Origin of the sequence: Priestia sp. YIM B13490, from assembly GCF_042787735.1 — a bacterium.
Classification (GTDB): domain Bacteria; phylum Bacillota; class Bacilli; order Bacillales; family Bacillaceae_H; genus Priestia; species Priestia megaterium.
In genome coordinates, this window is sequence record NZ_JBHZOT010000024.1 from 1 (window position 1) to 19485 (window position 19485).

The following is a 19485-nucleotide window of genomic DNA, read 5'->3' on the forward strand; positions in this document are numbered from 1 at the left end:
AAAGAACTGGCAACTAAACTAAAGCGATCTATTTGGATTTACATCATTCTATTAATGACTATGCTTTGGTTTATGGTTGGTAAGCCGACTTTTTGGTAAAATTATTTATATTTTTATACATAATAGGTAATAGTTAGAGTATTTGTAATTGAAATAGTTTAACTATTTATAATCAAATTAGTAAGATTGGTTCTGATTCAAAAACTTCAGATTACTTACAACTATCTTGGGATTTTTGAATCAAAACCCTTATTAATATCCATTTTTCAGAAACCTCTCTTTATCACAAGAGAAGCATCGTAACGCCCTATCTGAGTGAATAAGGCCATTTAAAGAGCCATTTATACAGTATATTTCTTTTCTACATATGGTACAATTTTCCATAAACTCTTCCATTTTTTAAATCACCTTTTTAAGATGCTACTCTTGTTTTACCATATTCACCTTTATAACCAATGATTTGGATATTGCCTTGATTGAAATAAATTATTATAAATAATCGAGATAACTACTATCAGTAGGGAACCCAATAGAACAGGAATAAGAAACCCCCAACCTACTTGATTGTTAACAGCAACGAGTGCACTAGCTGCTGCTGGAGGATGCATCGTTTGTGTAAGGGCCATTAGAATTAATACAAGAGCTAATACGAGCCCAAGAGTGAATAAACTGTTACCTAATAAACACCAAATAATAATAGCAAAGGTAGTGGCAAGCAAATGCCCTCCGACTACATGTCTTGGTTGAGAAAGAGCACCCTTATGAGCACCAAATACTAAGATACAACTCGCTCCAAGGGGAGCTAATGCCATAGGATAGCCTAGATGAATAGCCATAAAACTAACCGTAATAACAGCAATAAGTGCACCTACAGCTGAAATAATAGAATCAATATAATCAACTTTAGCTTCTTGTCTAATCGTCCCTTTCATTTTTTTTAGATATGCAGCTAATCCTATGCTTGAGTGATGACTCCAATTCTTTTCAAGTTTTTTCTCCATTGTAATATCCTATTATCCTTTCTAGCTAGTTTGGCAAGTAATTTTTCAAAACTTCTAACAAATAAAGTTATTTTATAGAAAAACTCTGATTATTTAAATAGATATCTAAATTTTCTTTTTTAGATCTAAAAATTAAATTGAGTTTATTTAATGGTTCGAATTTATCTTGTAAAGTGTACAAAAGCGAGTGAAGCAAAGAATAAAACTTTAAATAAATGGGAAGTACCAAAAGAAAAGATTCATTACGAAGTATGTAGCTATTTTAGGATAAGAAGTAAGTCTATCCTATAGTTAGGCCAGACTAGGGCTATTATCAGTTAAATAAATTTATTAAAAAGCCTAGTTTCAGTCTCATCAGGCTTGAAACTAGGTATCTATTATCATCCCTACCTTATTAAAAAAGCATTGTTTTCTATACTTAATTAATCATCCTATAGATTTACCGCAGATCCAAAAATTCAAAGTGAATATGTTCCGAATTAACACCTAACTCTTTCAAACTTGTTACAATACAATGAAGGAATGAAACTGGACCACAAATATAGTAATCTGCTTCATCGTCAATATATCCTTGTTTACCAAAACGAATATCCTTTACATCTTCTTCAGAGGTGTTTCCATAAACTAAGGATAATTGATAATTCGATAATATGCTCTTCAAGTCTTTTAATTCTTCCTTACATGCTTGAAGGTTTCCATTTCAGGAAGCCATCTATCCAATTTATTACTCAATTATATGATTACTTATATAAACCATAAGTAAATCACCATAACCTAATGTAAAACAATATAGTATAGTAGCTTCAAACGGATAATCAATGAATCCACTTATTAAAACTGTGAACCCTACCACTAATAAATAAGTGCTTATTAATTTCGTGAATCTTTTCTTATCTTTAATATGAAATTGCTTCCATCCAGATAACCATCTAATATATTTCTTTACACCAATAAGGTAATAAAGAAAAAAGAACAAACATGCTAAACAAATTAAACGATAATTCATGTATAAAAACACCTCTTTATAAGAAATGGTTATTTTCAAAGCTTTATAAAAACACAAAGAGTCAATATGTTCCTTCATATAATAGGTTTCTCTCTTTTTAATACTTTATATCGTTCCCTTTTATTATCATTCTTTTTATTGTTAAGTATTTTAAATTTAATTGTCCTTATTTAGGACTCTTATAAAAAAAATCACCATATGCATGGAAAATCTCTATAACTTGATAACCTATGAGAGATATTGCTGTTAAAGAAAAGAAACCCATAATAAAAAAGCGAATCCACATAATTTATCTTCTCCTTTTGCTAGTATATCGTTAACCATTTTCTTGGCTCTCATCTAACTTAGTATAATTACCCATAACGTATTTATCTTATAAATAAAGTAGGATTTAATGTTCTACTTGAACAGTTATAGATCTACTTCATCATGTAGTAATATCGAAGGTTAAGTAGGTTACTAGATAACCACTCCTGAACTAAAGATAGGTTATCTTACCTTCGTTATTAAAAGAATAAAAGTTATTCACCCTATAAACTTCCATATTTTTTATGTAACCTGAAAAATAAGCCTATTATTTGCTATGATGGGAATTTTAAAGAATAGATGTAGCTTTACATATACAATTTACCGACCTTTACTATACTTTGTTCTGTTATTAAGAATCCTAAAAGTATCTTATCAATATTTATGTTATATGAAAAATATATTTATTGTTATAATGTTATATATATTGCATATGATTGGGTGATTGACATGGATATTAAACAACTAAAATATTTTAAAACCATTGTAGATGAAGGAGGGATTTCGAAGGCTGCCCAAGTGTTACATATGGCACAACCCCCACTTAGTCAACAACTTCAGCGTTTAGAAAAAGAACTTGGAACAACTTTAATTAAACGTTATACCCAGCAATGGGAGTTAACTGAAACTGGAAAGGTATTGTATAGTCATGCTGTTCAGATGTTGCAAGAAAGCAAGATTATTAAACAGGAAATTCAAGAAATGGAAGAAGGACTCAGGGGAACTTTGTCTATTGGTATAGCTTATACCTGCGTTTCTTACCTAATTAAACATCTAAATGCTTTCAGGGAAGTTTATCCAAATATATTTATTAAAGTCTGGCAAGGTGACTCTTCTCATTTAGAAGAATTGCTAATTGAACAAAAAATTGAATTTTCATTGATGCTTCTTCCCCAAAGATTAGAAAATTACCACGTGACATGTTTACCAGAAGAACCCTTTGTGTTAGTAGTACCTCTAATTTGGAAAGAGCGTTTTTCAAAAAACACTGTAAACTTGAAAGATATTATAGATTATCCCTTCCTTATGCTAGGTCATATGAAAGGATACTCCGTATACGAAAATATGTTGAGTAATTTTCATAAACATCAATTTTCTCCTAATATTGTAATGGAGTGTAAAGATATTTCTACGTTACTTTCTTTAGTTGCTTCCGGAGTAGGTATCTCAATTGTTCCAAAATCAGGAATTCAGGCGAGTTTTAAACATGATATCGAAGTTCTTGAAATAGAAAATTTCCAGCTCTACATTGAACCGGCTATTGTATCACTTAAAAAAAATAGTCTTACCAAGGCTGCAAGATATTTTTTAAATCACTTTACAGTTGAATAAGTACTAGTCTAACTAGAAAAGTGAATTTTAAAGCAAACATTTTTTCTAACCAAAAAAGAGCTTCTAGGGAGCTCTTTCTAAAAATGATTATTCAATAATATGGTTACTTATATACACGGTAAGTAAATCGCCATAACCTAATGTAAATATATAAACGGTAGCGTTTTCATAAGGGTAATTTACAAAGCCACTTATTAACAAGGAGATACCTACCACTAATAAGTATGTTCCTACTAACTGAGCAAACCTTTCCTGGTCTTTGACCCGAAATTGTTTCCATCTTGATAGCCCTCTAATATGCTTTTTTATTCCAATAAAATAGAATGAAATAAAAAATACAAATGATAAACCAATTAAATGATAATCCATTAGAAAGACACCTCTTTACAAGAAAATGAGTATCTATACTAAAAAAAGTATATCATAATATGTTGTTATGTTCTCTACCTGATGAAAACCCACCCATTAAATGACAATTTATTGCTAACTCTTTTATTCCTATTTTATCGAAGGCTAAAATAGGAATAAAAATCACAAGTTTTCCGTAACTAGACTAGAGTATTTAGCCGTATTATTAGGCCACTAAGGAAAGATTTTTTCCTATTATTTTATTATTATTTCTTCTAACATCTTCTGTAATTTCTGTTGGTTTTTCCGAATTGTTTCAACTTCTTCATTTAGCTTTTCTAATTTTTCCGTCATCGGTTCTAAAGCTTCTTGAAGCATTACTTTTAATCGAATAGTTTTTTCGCTTTCTTTTACATCCACTATTACTCGCTCCTTTTGTAAATTAAATTAACTTATCCTATATTTGTAAATTCATTTTCCTTAATATTTGTTTTGATTACTTTCTATTAAATGAGAATGAATTTCTTTCAATTGCTTTTCATCTAAATTAAAGGCATCTGTAATTTTATTGTATAGGTTTTCCGTTATTCTTCTTTTACCAACCTCCACTAAAGCAATTAATGAAAAACTACAGTTAACTACTTGAGCGAAATTACGTTGATTCATGTTGTAACTTTTTCTTATAAATTTAACCATCTCTTTATCCATTTAAATTCCTCCTATATAAAAATCATGACAATGAATATCCCATATATTAATTGCAACCCTAAAAAGTAAAGGGAAATTATAAAAATTAAAACTCTCAGATAAGAAATCTATTGAAAATGAATAGAACAATACTATGGATATAATTAGCATCAAAAATATAAGTTAAGATGAAAAGTTTTTTGATTTGAGACCCTTCTATCTTCATAAATCAGAAAACTACTCGATTAGCTTAACAAATTTTCAAACATATCAAAAATATTATTTTCCTTATAATATTATATGTAAAAGATTATAAAGACGCTTATAGACATACTTAAATCTGTTCTATAGTGAAGGAAGCTTCATAGAAACATCCTGTTTAGTATTTTAAATCATCATTATTGATTAAGTTACATTATCAATGAGAACTGTCCATTTAATTACAAAAGCGATTAAGAACTAAAAACATTACCCCTATTTAGAAATAAATCATGTATACCTACACATATCTAGTCTATATAAGAAAGAGTATTGAAAATATCAAAAGCCCCTGAAATTCACAAAGGTTTCAGGGGCTTGACCTGTAGATAATTAAATGGATTGGAGGTCACTTTATTTACTTTTCTCCTAAAATGGCTACAGGGCTAAATACTTCATAATGAATCTGTTCGTTTGGTACATCCCATCTATGCAAGGCTTTCAGAATGGCTTCCATAAAAGGAATCGATCCACAGAAGTAAAAACCGGCTTCTTTTGAAGGAATAATCGATTGCAATAATTCTAAATCAACGTAACCTTCTTTATCAAAATTATCAACCAGTCGATCCTCTTCACTAGGCGAACTATAGCAGGTGAAGGAGGTAACATTTTCGTTATTCTTATCTAATTGAGCCACATGTTCTTTAAAAGCGTGTGTTTTCCCATTGATGGCTGCATGAATAAAGGTGACCTGACGTGTTGGCTGTTTTTCTACGATGGTATTCAGCATACTAAGCAAAGGTGTAATCCCTATTCCTCCACTAATGAGGACAACAGGTTGCTTGCTATCATCAAGCACGAAATCTCCAGCTGGAGCTGAAAACTTAAGCGTACCTCCTGTTTCAACTTGGTTATGTAAATAGTTTGAGACAATCCCTGCTGGAGCACCATCATGGGCATCTTCCCGTTTTACACTGATTCGATAATAATCCTTTCCTGGGGATTCAGAAAGACTATAATGACGAATATGCGTATATTTCTCTCCGGGAACGGCTGCTGCTAGTGTAAGGTATTGTCCGGCTTTATAAGAAGCAATGGCGTTATTATCCTTCGCTTTTAAATAAAAAGACGTCACATTATCGCTTTCTTCTACCTTTTTATCGATATAAAAGCTTCGATATCCTTCCCAACCTCCCGGTTGGCTCTCTGTCTCTTTGTAGAGATCTTCTTCTAGCTCAATAAAAGCATTGGCAATGTATCCGTACGCTTTCCCCCACGCTTCAATAATATCGTCTGAAGCTGCATCTCCCAAAACATCCTTTACTGCTTGAAGTAAGGTTTCACCAACAACCGGATATTGTTCTGCTTTTACTCCGATTGCACGATGTTTTTGTGAAATCCTTTCAATGACAGGTTTAATGGCTTCTAGATTGGTTATATGTTCTCCTGCAGCATAAACCGCATAACCTAAAGCTTCCTGTTGAATCTCTCTTTTTTGATTCGTTTGATTAAACATATTATACAAATCTGGTGCCTTTTCAAATAATAACTCATAAAATCTTTTCCCTATTTGTTTACTATGTTCTTTCAAAACTGGCACTGTTGATTGAACGATCTCAATTGTCTTGGAATCAAGCATGTTACATCATCCACCTTTTAAGAAGTTTGTAATATGTATCAGGACTGAACACTTCAATTAATATACCTAAATTTATCCAATCCTATACGAATCTTGGAGGTCTATAGGTAATATTCACACCTGAAAATCGTTTTAAAACATCGTTCATTTTTCACTTTGAATTATTTTAAGATGTACATGATATACAACCTTGGTTAACATAATATAAATTATCGTTATAAAGAAAGCCTTATTTATAAGGCTTTCTTTATCTATTACTTTACTTACTCTAGCCAATTCTGTGTATAAGCTAGTATTCCTAAGATCAATATCGAGGTGTCTTATACTTTTTTCATAAAAAATAAGAACTAATAAGCCGTAGAGGCCTCTTCTAATTGGTTTAGCAATTGATCAACGAATTGGCTAATTACAATGGTATTTTTACTGGTGAATCCTTCTTCTAAACCTATTTGAATCATAAGTTCTCTTCCTGCCTCTATATCTACAAGTAAAGCCTTCCTTAAAGTATTGTTGTATCTATTTGTTTGCACTTATCTAATCACCTATTTCTCTAAGTTGTTACGTTTTTATTTAACAATAACTATATTTTTAGTTTGTAACAATGTTTTTCCCTGTAAAACCCAATTGAAAGCTTGAAATACCTTTTTTGGGGTTTGAATAGCTCATTTTTCATACCTAATACATGATACAATACGTCTTGTAGATGCGAATGAAAATTCCATTTCTTATTTCATAGTCAAGAAAAGTCCTCGAGTTATGAGGACTTTTCTTGTTTTTAACATAGAGATGTTCAATTTTTAAAGGTTAAAATCGGATAAACATCTACAAAACACCAAAAAGGACAAACCTCCTAACTTATTTGTCCTTTTTAAATAGAATAACTCACTCAATTAATAATCAATAATCTGCTTAGTATACGTAGTAAAATCATTTAAATGCTTATCTAATATTTACCGCAGAATATCTTGATTGATCGCTTGATAATCGTGAACAGAAATGTTTCGAAACCCTACCATAGCTTTCATTCTATACGCAATCTCACTTGTAATGATTGTGACTCTAACATATTAAAAGCTTCCCTGCTGGTTTGAGGAAGACCTAATCGTTCTTCAGCTATAAGAATAGGTTCTGTACGTTCTTTTATTTCCTTTTAAACTTATGGAAACTATGTATTTATTTTATATTGAGAAGAATGTTATGTTTCTCACACATTCTTTCTTATTATAATCTAATTGTGACCTTCACATTCTCTAACCGGAACTTTCATAATACTTTTTTTACCCCTTAATAAGTTCAACTAGATAAAAATATTTGTTGATATATGTAAGTTTTTGAAGATAAATAAGTTGAACCAAAGGATTGAATTTTCGCCCTTCTTCTTGTATAATGAGTTCAACAGAAGTTCAACTTAAAAACGAGGTGTATAAACATGAAAATTTCACGTTTTAATAAAGACTGTGGAAACTCCGTTGATATGAATATCATTGATGGATACCTATTTGATTTCCCAACCAACGTTGTAGAACTACAAAAAGATGTTGCTGATTCATTTTTTACAGATGCAGTAACAGCACCAGAAGAATTTAAGAAGCGTATCTTACTATCTACAACAATCGGTGACGAAGAGAAAGAACGTTATTTCTTAGTCGGTGACATCGCTGCAAGCCAACAACTTGCGAATAACCACATCAATCGTTTACATAACAAAATTACAAGTCATATTCCTTATGTGACATTTCTAGCTGCTATTGCATACTACCATGCGTTGCATGCGAAAGATCAAAAAGATAATAGCATCGAGATTAACTACTTCTCTACGATGTTACCAATTTGGTTACTAAAAAAAGAAAGTACGTTTGGCGAAGCGCAAAAAGCCATGGCTACTCGCTTCCTAGGTGACCATGCTTTCCACATTCATACACCAGGGTTCGAAAAAGACATAAAAGTATCTGTAGAAGAAAGTGCATGCTTAAAAGAAGGCGAGATTGCACGCTTTGCACTAAAGAAAGACCTAACGCTTCAAAACCGTGAAGATGCCAATGAATATGTGGAATGTGAAACCGTGATGGTCGATATTGGTGGAGGATCCATTGATGTTGTTATTTTACCAGAAGGATTAAAAGCTGCAAATAGTCGCGAATCATTCCAAAGTATTGAAGGTATTCCATACTTAGCGCACATTGATAAGTTACGAAAAGAGAAATTCCCAGAGTTGTTTACCGATTTGCGTGCTTTTGATCAGTTTATTTTAGATAACTACAGCAAACAAAAATTTGAGTTAAAGAATGAAAATACTGGTGAATCTATTGATTTAACAGCTCAAATTACATCTTCTCTAAAAGACTATGTAGAGATTTTATTAGCGAAGTTAAATGATGTAGCGCCACCACCAGCCAATAAAATTCGTAAATATGTATATAGTGGCGGTGTCGCTCCTACACTAGAAGTAGCCATTATGAATAGCATGAATGAAAAAATCGGTGAAGAACGCACAGAGAAATATCATAAAGTGCCAGAAGATAGTCGTCACTTGAATTTATTCGGCTTAGAAATTCGAAGCATTGGATATCTTCAAAAGAAACAAGCAGAGAAGAAAGCCGTTAAATCCTAACAGCGTAGGTGATAACCATGACAGAGCGTCAGAACGCCTTTACGATTAAAACCAATCAGTTAAGTGATGAAGTCTATGACATACTCGCAAAATATGCAAAGTCTCGAAAATTAGGGGACTACATTTCATCTTTAATTGTTCGTGATCTTCATAGTGCATCTATCAACCAAGTAGAATCAGCACATAGAACAGAAGAGCTTCTCGAACATATCAATTCAGAACTCCAGGAATTAAAGCAATTAGCTAAAGCTAATGGTTTTGTAGGTAAGCAAGAGGAGTTAGAAGACAAACCTTCAGAAAGTCAAACCTTAAAAGAAGGTAAGATCGCAGATTTAGAGCAAGTATCTGGCTCTTTAGACGACGATGATCTCGAAGAATATAGTGATTTTTAAAACACTAAGCCACTAGGTATCCTAGTGGCTTTTTTGCTTTCGGTGGTTTATTGATTTTTAAGGCATTTCCATTTTCATATTTACAGAGAACGTGCTCAGACTAAAAGAACGATGTAAATAAGGAGTTTATTTATTGGTAATAGCAATCAGCCCCAGTACTTCTATTTGTTTTAAGTACCCCTTCATACTTCTTTGTATCAAGAACATAAATAATTGATGTAACAAATACCGTATTGATAATCAATTTGCTCCTAAAGTGTTAGATAGAAGGAATCGGTATAGTCATGGTATACTAATAACAAACATGGAAATGATGGAGGGTATTATGACAAAACGATTAGATTTGCGTGTCGACTTTGCATTTAAATCACTATTTGGCACACATGGAAATGAATCTATTTTAGCTGCTTTTTTGAACGCAGCACTCCGTTTTCCAGATGATAAAAAAATTCAGACGGTGCAGTTATTAGATCCGCATTTCAATAAAGAAAACCAAGAAGATAAACGCTCAATTTTAGATGTACACGCACAGTTAGAGGATGGAAGCCGTGTTAATATTGAAATTCAACTTAACAATAAACATGACATGGAAAAACGAACACTCTACTACTGGTCTAAAATGTACAGTAGTCAAATGAAAGAAGGCATGGACTACGGAGAGCTCTGTAAAACCATCACCATTAATATTGTGAACTTCCGTTATTTATCTCATATTCATGATTACCACTCTACCTTTCAGTTATATGAACGAGAGCAGAAATTACTCTTAACGGATATGCTGGAAATTCATTTTATGGAGCTACCTAAGTTATTAATAAAATGGCGTAACAGAGAGGTAGATCCACGAGAAGATCAACTTGTGCGATGGTTATTATTACTTGAAGCATCCGAAGATGAGGAAATCACTCAGGTATTGGAGGAGATTGCGATGCAAGAAGATCAAGTATTAAAGAAAGCAATGGACGAGTGGGAACGTGTTAGCCAAGATCCGGAAGTGCTATTAGCATATGAAGCACGAAGAAAAGCATTATTAGATGAAAAGTCAGCTTTACGAAGAGCTGAAAAACTTGGAGAAGAAAAAGGAAAACAAATTGGTGAAGAGATAGGCGAAAAAAAAGGTATCATAAAGGTGGCTTTAAGTATGATCCAAAAGGGTTTAGATAACCAAACAATCGCTGAATTTACAAACCTTGCACCAGAAGAAATTGATAAACTACGTCACCAATAATCATAGTTAAAAAAGAGACTGCCTAATAAATTAATTTTATTAGGCAGTCTCTTTTTTAACTTCTTCATTATCAACTCATCTAATTTGAAGTTTATTGTAAGTAAGTTCGCTTATATTTATTTTATCTTTATTACGCAGCGTACTATAGGAGGAAAATATAAGACTTATATTTTTTGTTAAATTGAAGACCTTTTCTTATATATTCCCTTTTAGTTTGTACTAGCATTTTTCTTTTTTTTCACAGGCAATCCGTACTTATTAGAGTTTTCTTTTATTTTTTTTGCGATTTCTTGTGCTTCTTCTTTCGTCATTTTCATACAAAAGACTCCTCTCATGTTCTACTATTATAAGTTTTTTCCACTATCACAAAAAAATATACATGCTCCTCCCTCCCCTGCCATATACATGTTTTAGGTATGTACAAAAAGTCATTGTCCTAGGGGTAATTTTAGATTTTAGGAGTGATTATGTGAGAGTAGAAGAGAAGAAAAGAAAAATTCGAAGTGACAAAAAAAGAGATGTAAAACCATCACTTCCAGTTGATCTTAAAGAATGTGTTTATCGATTGTCTTACATTACAAATACACCCGTGAAAAGTGTAGTTGAGTCAATTTGTATATCAGGCCTTGCTTCTTCAAAAGTAATGGACTACCTATCAAATTATTTTAGAAGAGGATTTAGCTTTGGCAGCACTGTGTATATGGGGGATATGTCCAATGAGCCAATTAGACACCTATACAAAAATATTGAGAAAGAGCGTGTCTCTACACGCTTAAAAGATGGGCATGGAGAAACGTATGATATCCTGAAACGCTTAGCTTATGCTTTAGATTGCTCTCCTGCATTAGCTGCGTCCTTTTTAATTGAAGCGAGCATAAGGAATTCTGATTTTGTTGATGAATACATGACTCGCCATTTAGAAGAAGAATTGGATCCAGGAAGAATGCAGGAGTTAAAAGAGGTGTTAAAATTCATCAATAAAAACAATCCTTATAAAGAAGAGTACAGTTTACACAATTTAATTTCTTATATTATGGATGAATTAAAAGTAGGAGCAACTAGCTTGGGATCTTCTATCCAAAACTGGTTAGAAAGTGTACAGCATAAAAAATAGTTCGACCTAAAAAACCTTTGAATTTAAGATTCAAAGGTTTTTTGTTTGTCCTTTATTTCGTTATATAGAATTTTTGCACCTAATGGACTTAGAACTAAATTATTTGCATATCTATGGTTTTGAGATGTTATCTCACCTGTAATCAGACATTCATTAGATTCTCTGTATTTTTTTATCTCTATATGATCATCTTCCAATAAAATCTCTACCTCATCATCTTTACCTATATCCAATAGCTTTCTTAGCTCAATGGGAATTACTATACGTCCCACTGCATCTATCTTTCTTAACGTACTTAGTCCCTTCATGCTGACTCTCCTTTTATATGTTCATAAGCACAACTTTCATATTATACTATAAATGTACAAATTAACCAATTTTATTTTTACAAACTAGGTTTTAAGATACAGGTTTAGAACTTTTTCTTAGATTGCTCTTGTACATAAGTACACGTACGCTCATGTTCACGTGAAAAGAAATGATCTTGTTTATGATAAACTTTCACTCCACAAGAGGGGCAAGCAAAGAAACCCACTTTAGGACCTTGAGTCACTTCGTGTGCATAAAACTCACCAGCTGTTTCAAACATCACTACATGGTTCGCTTTCTCAATCTTAGCTCTCATACAAGCATCTCCCACCTTATTTTGAGTTTAATTCCATAATAAGGGTTAATAGTGTAAATTGTAAAAGGAAATGTATAGATACCTATTATGGAAAAAAAGAATTTTATACCAACTATCCATAGACATACAAACCTAGTTACATATGCGTTATATCTGACATGATAGCTTTTATACATAAGCTGATAAGAATACGAATTGCCATTTTTAAACTATATGGGTTAAAAAAAGGCCTGTATCTACTTAGATACAGGCCTTTTTTTTTGAGTTCAGTTACCATAAATTTGATTATAGGAAGTAGACTTTTCAATCTATTACTTTGCTAAAGTCGTTTGTAAAACTACATGCATTTTAAAGAACGTTCATAAATTGTTTTCAATTTTAAACGAACGTCGAGAATGATAATTTTTTATACAAACACACATTCCGTAAACGTATACTTTTGCGAACGATATATTCAATTCTATTACAAGACGTTAAAGTAATTATCATAGTAAATAAAATAAAATACATGTACGGACACATAAAAACGCATTAACCCCAACTCTACATGTAGAGTTGGGGTTAATCCACCCATTTCTGTGCTTCGATCAGCGTATCCGTTTCTCACATCAAAAACGGTTACCTTTTTGGTGATTGATGCCGGATTTATACCCGAGATGATTAATTTTTAATCTACCCGATTCATACTTTATCTTCCGTAATAAATTCTTCGACTCGATCTCTTTTGGTGTACATGTCATACCAAATGTCGGCAATTTTGTCTTGAACTCCCGAATTCGGCTGCATCCAGATTCCGATCGAAATGTGCCCTGCATAAATACCTTTGTCCTTTAATTCACTATTCAAATTGAAGATATAATTACGAAGACCGGAAACTGCAATTCCGACATTGCCCATCATTGGTACTGGATTGACTGCGGCTCCACCTGTCGTAAATAACAGAGCTCCACTTTGTTTATCCAACATATCCGGAAGCACTTCTCGAATACTCGATATCGCACCTAAAACGTTGAATTGAAATTGGTATAGCGCATTTTCTTCTGTTACATCTAATGCGTTTGTTACTGTATCGATACTTGGAGTTGGACTGTATTCAACCACATCAATAAATCCGTATTTCTCTTTGATCGTTGTGAAAGCTAAACTAATTTGATCTTTATTTAATATATCAGCTTGAAATGATGCTGCTTCAATGCCTAATTGTTCTAGTTCAATAACCAGTTGGTTCAACTTTTCTTCATTACGGGCTATAAGCGCTACACGAAATCCGTTTTTTCCGAACTTCTTCGCAATAGACATTCCTAATCCTGGTCCTGCCCCAACAATTACAATATTTTTCATAATATAATTCCCTCCATAACTTCTTAGCTAATTCTTTTTTCTAAGAGAGTTCATTTGTTACAATAGGTACTACTTTATTTATTAAGAACCAATCGTATTTTCAATCTTTTGGGTATGATTCTGAATGGTCACAACAATTTACTTGATCAAAAACCCTTCCACAAAAACATGTGTTATTTAAGCAACGCGCGTTGTATAGTTGATGATAAGATGAAAAAGAACTATTAACAACCACCAAAATGGCTAATATGTTGTTTACACAACACTTCTATTGAATTGTCGTTTTTAAACACCATTGTGTAGCCTAAAAAGGAGAAGAAAAAATTGATTATGCCAAAAAAAGATCCGAGAATACTTCGTACAAGACAATTGATTGTAGACTCTTTTATCTCGTTAGCTAGTGAAAAAGATTTCAACAATATAACGGTACGTGATATCACTGAAAAGGCTACTATTAACCGCGCTACATTTTATGCGCACTTTGACGATAAATTTGATTTATTACATTCCACCATCACCAATACTTTTACAGACAAATTGAAAAAAGGACTAAATGGTCACGAGGGATTCAATGAAGAAGTCATTACAAATATTTTTCTAGCCATGTGTGATCACCATAAAGAGTTAAGTGACTTATGTCCTAAAGGTTACAATTCTTTAGGAACTATTATAGAAAGTAAAATTAAAGAAGAGTTACAAAAGCTAATAGCTGATCTTGTGCTAAAAGGCACTAAAAATACCATTGTATTAGAGGACAAACAATTGGTAACGACCCTATCTACTATACTGAGTTGGAGTATATACGGAGCTACATACTCATGGAATAAAGATGGAAGACCTATTTCACCAGAAGAGCTAGTGACTAAGACCCTACCTATATTTAAAAATGGCATGAGTAAGTATTTCTTTTAATGAAACTTATGTTAAATATCAATTCTTTTTGGGGTTCAGTCTCCATATAGACTATATTTTACCGTACAAGCATATGAATAAAAGGTGCACTTTTTATTCATTCTTTCACTAATCGCTTACTGAAAAAACGTTGGTCTATCAAGGATGTATAAAAAGCTGCATAAAACAGAAACACACTCTTAGCGCAACCCCTTCTGCCACAAGGGGTTGTTTTTGTCGTGTGTTCCGGAAAGAGACATTATGTTAACTAGCATTCCTGTTTGAAATTACTTAAAATCTCGTTCAACTGAGCAGGTTTGTTGTCCACAGATTGACTTGATAAGGTTCTCAATAGAGGCGACCTTTTTTCATTTTGTCAATTTTTTAGAATAAGAGATTTTTAATTGGAATATTAGTATTTTAGAGAGGAGAACAGTTTGATAAGGTATTGGTGGTGAAAGTTATGTGTAGGATTATTATCCTTTTGATGAACTAGAACAGTTTAATTTATAAACCTTAAGGGGTGTTTATTTATGGTTATAAATAGGAATAAAGATGATAGTTTAGTTGGAATCCTTCTATACATTGTATCGATAGGGATTTTCCACCTTACTGACTTAGCTGCCGAGATGAGCTTATGACAATAAAAAAGATAATTTCTCAATTAATAGAGAAGCGTAGAACTTGGGGTTATGGTGCTGCTATAGCAGTAACGCCTTATCTGTTAATCAAAATCGCTTGGACTTTCGGACTCTTCATGCCGACTCAACAAATGGGTGATATAAGTTGGCGCACTGCAAACGTCATAACAATGGTGCTCGCCGCAGTTGGTATCCTGTTAGCATTCGCGTTCAGCATGCCTTGGGGAGAGAGGCTACCTGCCTGGTTAGTTACCTTTCCCGTTTGGGTAGGTACTGGTTTACTTATTCCTATGTTGTTGTTGGCACCAGTTCTTGGTCCTGCTGCTATGATACGTGATCAGAAGACAGGAGTCGCCAACGTTTGGGTATATGAGCAGATTTTTGTAATAATTTCACTGGTTGGAGCCGGCATCTGCCTACCCCTTGCTTTAGCTGGATATGCCAAGACGCGTTGGCCAGAGGCATTTGTTGGTCCAATCGCTATCGATTTACTTCCAGGCAATAGTCAGAAACTGTATATCTCCTTGGCTAGACTTGTTGCGGCTGGCTGTATCCTGCTTGGATTCATTAAGGTATTCTGGGCTGCTGGTGGAACTATTGGCATCACCCCAGCTATGTTAGATAACCGAGATTTATGGTGGCACCTATTGTCATTAAGTACCGGTGTGTGGTCCTTTGCAGGGTCTTGGGGTTTATTGGTACTAACCACCCGCCGCGGGTCAAAGAGTTTTTTTCCACCTATGGCTACAGCATGGATCGCGTCGGGAATGCTGTTCTCATATAACCTCTTCAATCGTTTGTCCGCCACTCGCCCTGATACACAACCTGCACCGGAGTACCCACTTGCACATGTACTGACCACAGAGTTAGGTAGCGTCTTAGGAGTTATGATGATAATGGTCATCCTGATGGTATTGCATGACCGCCGGAGAGCAATGCGCAGCGCGGCATAAAATCAAGAAGTTAAGATTTGGGTGGGAAGAAATAATAAAAAGTGATTCCGAAAATCGGTTTTATGGTAACTAGAAAACCGAAAAGCCTATCTCTTCCCAGTCAAAAGAGGCAGGTTTTTCTGTTGCGTAATTGGGTTTCATGAGTGATGCCTCATTGCATCTTGAGTAGTTTGCTCAATTTACTGTTTATGATTCGGTCTATAATTATCAAAAAAAAGAAACATTCTTTAAAAAAGAGTGTTTCTTGAAAATTCAATCCAGCTCAATACTATACCCTTATCATAGAAATCAAAACACATTTTATAAACAATATGTTTTGATACGTATAATGAACTTTTCTGACTTTAAAGATCTATTTGAAATGCATCTTTAAAGCCAGAAAAGTTCATGTGAGGAAAAAATAATTAGTGTTTTTTTAGGCTTACTATTTTAGCAACTTTATTTAAATGTTTTTCTGATTCCTCTAACCGTTTTTGAGTGTTGACTAAAGAGTTTTGAATAGATAAAGGTGCAAGAACTTTACTATTTTTCACTTCTGTACATACTAGGTGACCTATACCATCTTTCCATTGGATCGTACATTTAAAATTCCCAAATAACTTGTTACTTGTCTGTAAAATAAGCTGTTTGGTTATAGAATGAGAATTAGGACTCTTTGAAAACATTACTATGGCTTTATTTCGGTCTTCTTTATAAATGATCGTCCATATATTCGATGTAGGAGGAAAATGTGAATGGGTTATGTGTGAAACATTTAGAATTGTACCTTCCTCATTGATTTGAAAATAAGGAACAGGAAGCCATTTAGTTCTACTAGTATCCATGTTCTAACTCCTTTACATTCATTAATGGATCTTTATACTTACGATATCATATCTAAGTGATTTTTGTATGTGTTTAGAATCGTGATTATGTTAACTAAAAACAGAAAAGCTTCTGATGCCTAATCAGGAGCTTTTCTGTCTACAACAAAAATTTTATGGTATTGGATAGACGGATCCAGTATAGTACCCGTAATTTGTCACTAACATATATCCCTTCTTTGTGTGCAATCAATATACTTAATTCCCCTTTATCTAAATTAATAACCAACTAAAGGAAGTATTTTCAAAAAAAGAATCCTTTGCATATCTGCAAAGAATTTTCAAATTTATTGGAATAGGGGGAATACGTTAGTAGTCTGGCCAGATTTGTAGATTCATATACATATCACTTTAAAAATAAATATTATAATCCACTCTACTTAGAAAAAAGCAACTTTTCTATTTCACCTATTTTTTGCCATTCGTTAAGTAAATACTAAAGTGCTTCTTGTGTTATTTAAGTTTTACTATTTACAGTTAGTGACGACAAATATGAACTATAGTCGTTGCATCGATTGTTGCAGTGTACCTAGCTATAAAAACAATATTTTAAAAGAGGGGATGTTCCCTCCATAGTAGACAAATAAAAGAAAGCAACCTATTCTCCCTACGATGGAGGGGATTTTTTATGGTGTCTTAGATCTAGATAAAAAAATGTCCCTCGATTTGAGGTAATGATTTATAAAGATTAAGTTATTCCTCATAGTAGTATTCATGACAATTCTCATTAAATTAATGGTTGTATTAATCAATTATTTGACCTGCCCTCTATATATTTTTGTAGTTGTTCCAAAAGATAACGAATCTCCATACATGTGTATAGAGGTAAAACAATATACTTGAGCAAGATTAAATGAACTGTTTTTTCTTTTTTATATAATTTAATACAACCTCACGTTCATCTTCAAATAACATGTTCAAATGATTAATTTTAGATATCGGTTGCCAGCAATATGAATCTACGATCTGAACTTTCTTCTCTCCAGCTAATACCTTAACTTCAAAATAGGTCATGTGAACTTCAACATTATAGGTAGTTGCCCTATTCTCTTGTATCTTTTTTACTATCTCTACTTGATAACCTGTTTGATTCCACATTTCTCGAACACAACAATCTTCAATCCTTTCATAGTCTTCAATAGCACCAGAAGGAACAGACCAACGCTTTGGTGTGTTGGGTTTCTCTTGGGAGACCATTAATAATTCATCTTTATTATTTAAACAAATTATTGCAAAACCACTACACTTATTCACTGAGATCTCCCCTTAGAAAAACATTGTAGGCATACAAGTGTTTCTAATAAATAGAACTTAATCAAACTGGATTTTAATCTTAAGCAAGTTCTTAAAAAAATGTTAGAGCGTGAGCTTAAACATAGGTAATCACTTTATTTGGTAAGTGTAACTTTAAATACTACTTCTGTGTTATCTGTTACTTCAGCTCCTTGATAAAATGTACTATGCGAAACACTATGAGTTATAAATATTTCACTCGTTTCAGGGATCACAACAGTATAATGAGTATTCTCAAAAAAGGTATCATATAATTGATAATCTTGTTTACCCAAAACAGAAAATGAAAACTTAATTTGATCTCTTCCCTTAGTCATTTTTCCATTATTAATAATTCTTTTTTCAAGTCCCACTTCTTCTTTGCTGGCTGTAGACGTAGTAAGGTATTTTACATCAAATACAACATCATTAATGACCAATTCTTTCACTATTAAGTCCTCCTTCTCTATTTGTTTCCTCTCCTTAATTCGCCAAAGATTAACAGGTCACCTCTTTTCTACTGTATAACATATATCTTTCCAGAACCCATCTAAAAAAGCACCCTGAGAGGATACTTAAAAGTTAACCTGTAAATCTTCAATTTTTTTCTTGAGTTTTTGGCTTTCTTCCTCTAACTCGATGATTCTATCTTAGAGTTCTTTATTATCCCAGTTACTTTCCAACTCTTCAGATAACTTCATTCGCTTTTTATGGATTTCAATTCGTTGTTTAGCCATCTCTTCTACATCTTTATTTAATAGTATCAATTTCTAATGGCTTGTTATTAACTGTTAGAGCCTAATTAATTCCGATTAGGAAAGTTGGAGGAATCGTGAGTGCTAAGAAAAGAAGATAGTAGGCTTGATCAGGAATGGATAAGTCTTATGAAAGAAGCTTATCCATTAGGTCTCTCAATTGTAGAAGTAAAAGAATTTATATACTCAAATCAAAAAGGACCCGTTTCGAAATGAATCAGGCCTTTTTTTGCGCTTATAAAGTGCTCTATGTTAACTAAGTTTGTAGACTTTATACGGCTT

Annotated in this window: 22 protein-coding genes; 8 read left to right on the plus strand and 14 right to left on the minus strand. The window is 33.0% G+C overall.

Translation table 11 applies throughout. The features are described from left to right. Positions 1-446: 446 nt before the first annotated feature. Together ACFX4R_RS28140 and ACFX4R_RS28145 are read right to left on the minus strand one after the other, a co-directional pair. On the minus strand, positions 447-1001 hold the full coding sequence (locus ACFX4R_RS28140; RefSeq protein WP_144636321.1) for an HPP family protein: 555 nt from the start codon (positions 999-1001) through the stop codon (positions 447-449). 439 nt (positions 1002-1440) lie between these two features. Then, complete coding sequence (locus ACFX4R_RS28145; RefSeq protein ID WP_043977705.1) at positions 1441-1662, minus strand: hypothetical protein; 222 nt, start codon at positions 1660-1662, stop codon at positions 1441-1443. A 1101-nt stretch (positions 1663-2763) separates the two neighbouring features. Between ACFX4R_RS28145 and ACFX4R_RS28150 the strand changes: the two genes are divergently transcribed. Next, on the plus strand, positions 2764-3645 hold the full coding sequence (locus ACFX4R_RS28150) for a LysR family transcriptional regulator (protein ID WP_043977714.1): 882 nt from the start codon (positions 2764-2766) through the stop codon (positions 3643-3645). Between the two features lie 87 nt (positions 3646-3732). Here ACFX4R_RS28150 and ACFX4R_RS28155 read toward each other — a convergent pair whose 3' ends face one another. From ACFX4R_RS28155 to ACFX4R_RS28180, 6 genes are all read right to left on the minus strand, one after another. Further along, the gene (locus ACFX4R_RS28155; RefSeq protein WP_322552744.1) at positions 3733-4014 is read right to left on the minus strand and encodes an exonuclease; all 282 of its coding nucleotides are present in this window, start codon (positions 4012-4014) and stop codon (positions 3733-3735) included. Between the two features lie 234 nt (positions 4015-4248). After that, on the minus strand, positions 4249-4413 hold the full coding sequence (locus tag ACFX4R_RS28160; RefSeq protein WP_157842243.1) for a hypothetical protein: 165 nt from the start codon (positions 4411-4413) through the stop codon (positions 4249-4251). 60 nt (positions 4414-4473) lie between these two features. Continuing rightward, positions 4474-4701, minus strand: a complete 228-nt coding sequence (locus tag ACFX4R_RS28165; protein ID WP_043977717.1) for a helix-turn-helix domain-containing protein — start codon at positions 4699-4701, stop codon at positions 4474-4476. Between the two features lie 595 nt (positions 4702-5296). After that, entirely contained in the window at positions 5297-6517 is a 1221-nt protein-coding gene (hmpA, locus tag ACFX4R_RS28170; protein WP_043977719.1) for an NO-inducible flavohemoprotein, read from the minus strand. Positions 6518-6864: 347 nt separating this feature from the next. Further along, complete coding sequence (locus tag ACFX4R_RS28175; protein ID WP_043977720.1) at positions 6865-7047, minus strand: aspartyl-phosphate phosphatase Spo0E family protein; 183 nt, start codon at positions 7045-7047, stop codon at positions 6865-6867. Between the two features lie 420 nt (positions 7048-7467). Then, entirely contained in the window at positions 7468-7542 is a 75-nt protein-coding gene (locus ACFX4R_RS28180) for a HepT-like ribonuclease domain-containing protein (protein ID WP_163081099.1), read from the minus strand. 404 nt (positions 7543-7946) lie between these two features. On the opposite strand from ACFX4R_RS28180, the gene ACFX4R_RS28185 reads away from it, so the two are divergent. The 4 genes from ACFX4R_RS28185 to ACFX4R_RS28200 all read left to right on the plus strand — a co-directional run bounded on the left by ACFX4R_RS28185 (position 7947) and on the right by ACFX4R_RS28200 (position 11862). Next, positions 7947-9128, plus strand: coding sequence for an Alp7A family actin-like protein (locus ACFX4R_RS28185; protein WP_377571543.1), 1182 nt, complete (start codon positions 7947-7949; stop codon positions 9126-9128). A gap of 17 nt (positions 9129-9145) precedes the next feature. Further along, the gene (locus ACFX4R_RS28190) at positions 9146-9520 is read left to right on the plus strand and encodes a hypothetical protein (RefSeq protein ID WP_043977722.1); all 375 of its coding nucleotides are present in this window, start codon (positions 9146-9148) and stop codon (positions 9518-9520) included. Positions 9521-9845: 325 nt separating this feature from the next. Next, positions 9846-10748: an Rpn family recombination-promoting nuclease/putative transposase gene (locus tag ACFX4R_RS28195; RefSeq protein WP_043977725.1), complete on the plus strand. Its 903-nt coding sequence runs from the start codon at positions 9846-9848 to the stop codon at positions 10746-10748. Between the two features lie 469 nt (positions 10749-11217). Continuing rightward, a complete protein-coding gene (locus tag ACFX4R_RS28200; protein WP_043977727.1) occupies positions 11218-11862 on the plus strand; it encodes a hypothetical protein in 645 nt (214 codons plus the stop codon). Positions 11863-11885: 23 nt separating this feature from the next. On the opposite strand, the gene ACFX4R_RS28205 is transcribed toward ACFX4R_RS28200, so the two are convergent. The 3 genes from ACFX4R_RS28205 to ACFX4R_RS28215 all read right to left on the minus strand — a co-directional run bounded on the left by ACFX4R_RS28205 (position 11886) and on the right by ACFX4R_RS28215 (position 13828). Next, on the minus strand, positions 11886-12170 hold the full coding sequence (locus ACFX4R_RS28205; protein ID WP_098250231.1) for an AbrB/MazE/SpoVT family DNA-binding domain-containing protein: 285 nt from the start codon (positions 12168-12170) through the stop codon (positions 11886-11888). Positions 12171-12274: 104 nt separating this feature from the next. Then, complete coding sequence (locus ACFX4R_RS28210) at positions 12275-12487, minus strand: hypothetical protein (RefSeq protein ID WP_043977732.1); 213 nt, start codon at positions 12485-12487, stop codon at positions 12275-12277. Between the two features lie 681 nt (positions 12488-13168). Beyond that, a complete protein-coding gene (locus ACFX4R_RS28215) occupies positions 13169-13828 on the minus strand; it encodes an SDR family NAD(P)-dependent oxidoreductase (RefSeq protein WP_028408948.1) in 660 nt (219 codons plus the stop codon). 330 nt (positions 13829-14158) lie between these two features. Here ACFX4R_RS28215 and ACFX4R_RS28220 point away from each other — a divergent pair, with 330 nt between their 5' ends. Together ACFX4R_RS28220 and ACFX4R_RS28225 are read left to right on the plus strand one after the other, a co-directional pair. Further along, entirely contained in the window at positions 14159-14740 is a 582-nt protein-coding gene (locus tag ACFX4R_RS28220) for a TetR/AcrR family transcriptional regulator (RefSeq protein ID WP_098524887.1), read from the plus strand. Between the two features lie 616 nt (positions 14741-15356). Next, entirely contained in the window at positions 15357-16313 is a 957-nt protein-coding gene (locus ACFX4R_RS28225; RefSeq protein WP_377571545.1) for a hypothetical protein, read from the plus strand. A gap of 404 nt (positions 16314-16717) precedes the next feature. On the opposite strand, the gene ACFX4R_RS28230 is transcribed toward ACFX4R_RS28225, so the two are convergent. From ACFX4R_RS28230 to ACFX4R_RS28240, 3 genes are all read right to left on the minus strand, one after another. Continuing rightward, positions 16718-17137, minus strand: a complete 420-nt coding sequence (locus ACFX4R_RS28230; protein WP_322552734.1) for a hypothetical protein — start codon at positions 17135-17137, stop codon at positions 16718-16720. An 888-nt stretch (positions 17138-18025) separates the two neighbouring features. Then, on the minus strand, positions 18026-18430 hold the full coding sequence (locus ACFX4R_RS28235) for an NUDIX hydrolase (RefSeq protein ID WP_322552733.1): 405 nt from the start codon (positions 18428-18430) through the stop codon (positions 18026-18028). Between the two features lie 134 nt (positions 18431-18564). Beyond that, the gene (locus ACFX4R_RS28240; RefSeq protein ID WP_322552732.1) at positions 18565-18897 is read right to left on the minus strand and encodes a hypothetical protein; all 333 of its coding nucleotides are present in this window, start codon (positions 18895-18897) and stop codon (positions 18565-18567) included. A 387-nt stretch (positions 18898-19284) separates the two neighbouring features. Between ACFX4R_RS28240 and ACFX4R_RS28245 the strand changes: the two genes are divergently transcribed. Beyond that, a complete protein-coding gene (locus ACFX4R_RS28245; protein WP_116733225.1) occupies positions 19285-19419 on the plus strand; it encodes an anti-repressor SinI family protein in 135 nt (44 codons plus the stop codon). Positions 19420-19485 lie beyond the last annotated feature (66 nt).

What these genes read in the sequence shown, in the direction of transcription:
- ACFX4R_RS28230 (WP_322552734.1), bottom strand. Translation starts at nt 17,137, where the DNA reads ATGGATACTAGTAGAACTAAATGGCTTCCTGTTCCTTATTTTCAAATC.
- hmpA (WP_043977719.1), bottom strand. Translation starts at nt 6,517, where the DNA reads ATGCTTGATTCCAAGACAATTGAGATCGTTCAATCAACAGTGCCAGTT.
- ACFX4R_RS28215 (WP_028408948.1), bottom strand. Translation starts at nt 13,828, where the DNA reads ATGAAAAATATTGTAATTGTTGGGGCAGGACCAGGATTAGGAATGTCT.
- ACFX4R_RS28185 (WP_377571543.1), top strand. Translation starts at nt 7,947, where the DNA reads ATGAAAATTTCACGTTTTAATAAAGACTGTGGAAACTCCGTTGATATG.
- ACFX4R_RS28195 (WP_043977725.1), top strand. Translation starts at nt 9,846, where the DNA reads ATGACAAAACGATTAGATTTGCGTGTCGACTTTGCATTTAAATCACTA.
- ACFX4R_RS28165 (WP_043977717.1), bottom strand. Translation starts at nt 4,701, where the DNA reads ATGGATAAAGAGATGGTTAAATTTATAAGAAAAAGTTACAACATGAAT.
- ACFX4R_RS28210 (WP_043977732.1), bottom strand. Translation starts at nt 12,487, where the DNA reads ATGAGAGCTAAGATTGAGAAAGCGAACCATGTAGTGATGTTTGAAACA.
- ACFX4R_RS28225 (WP_377571545.1), top strand. Translation starts at nt 15,357, where the DNA reads ATGACAATAAAAAAGATAATTTCTCAATTAATAGAGAAGCGTAGAACT.
- ACFX4R_RS28155 (WP_322552744.1), bottom strand. Translation starts at nt 4,014, where the DNA reads ATGGATTATCATTTAATTGGTTTATCATTTGTATTTTTTATTTCATTC.
- ACFX4R_RS28205 (WP_098250231.1), bottom strand. Translation starts at nt 12,170, where the DNA reads ATGAAGGGACTAAGTACGTTAAGAAAGATAGATGCAGTGGGACGTATA.
- ACFX4R_RS28140 (WP_144636321.1), bottom strand. Translation starts at nt 1,001, where the DNA reads ATGGAGAAAAAACTTGAAAAGAATTGGAGTCATCACTCAAGCATAGGA.
- ACFX4R_RS28150 (WP_043977714.1), top strand. Translation starts at nt 2,764, where the DNA reads ATGGATATTAAACAACTAAAATATTTTAAAACCATTGTAGATGAAGGA.
- ACFX4R_RS28190 (WP_043977722.1), top strand. Translation starts at nt 9,146, where the DNA reads ATGACAGAGCGTCAGAACGCCTTTACGATTAAAACCAATCAGTTAAGT.
- ACFX4R_RS28220 (WP_098524887.1), top strand. Translation starts at nt 14,159, where the DNA reads ATGCCAAAAAAAGATCCGAGAATACTTCGTACAAGACAATTGATTGTA.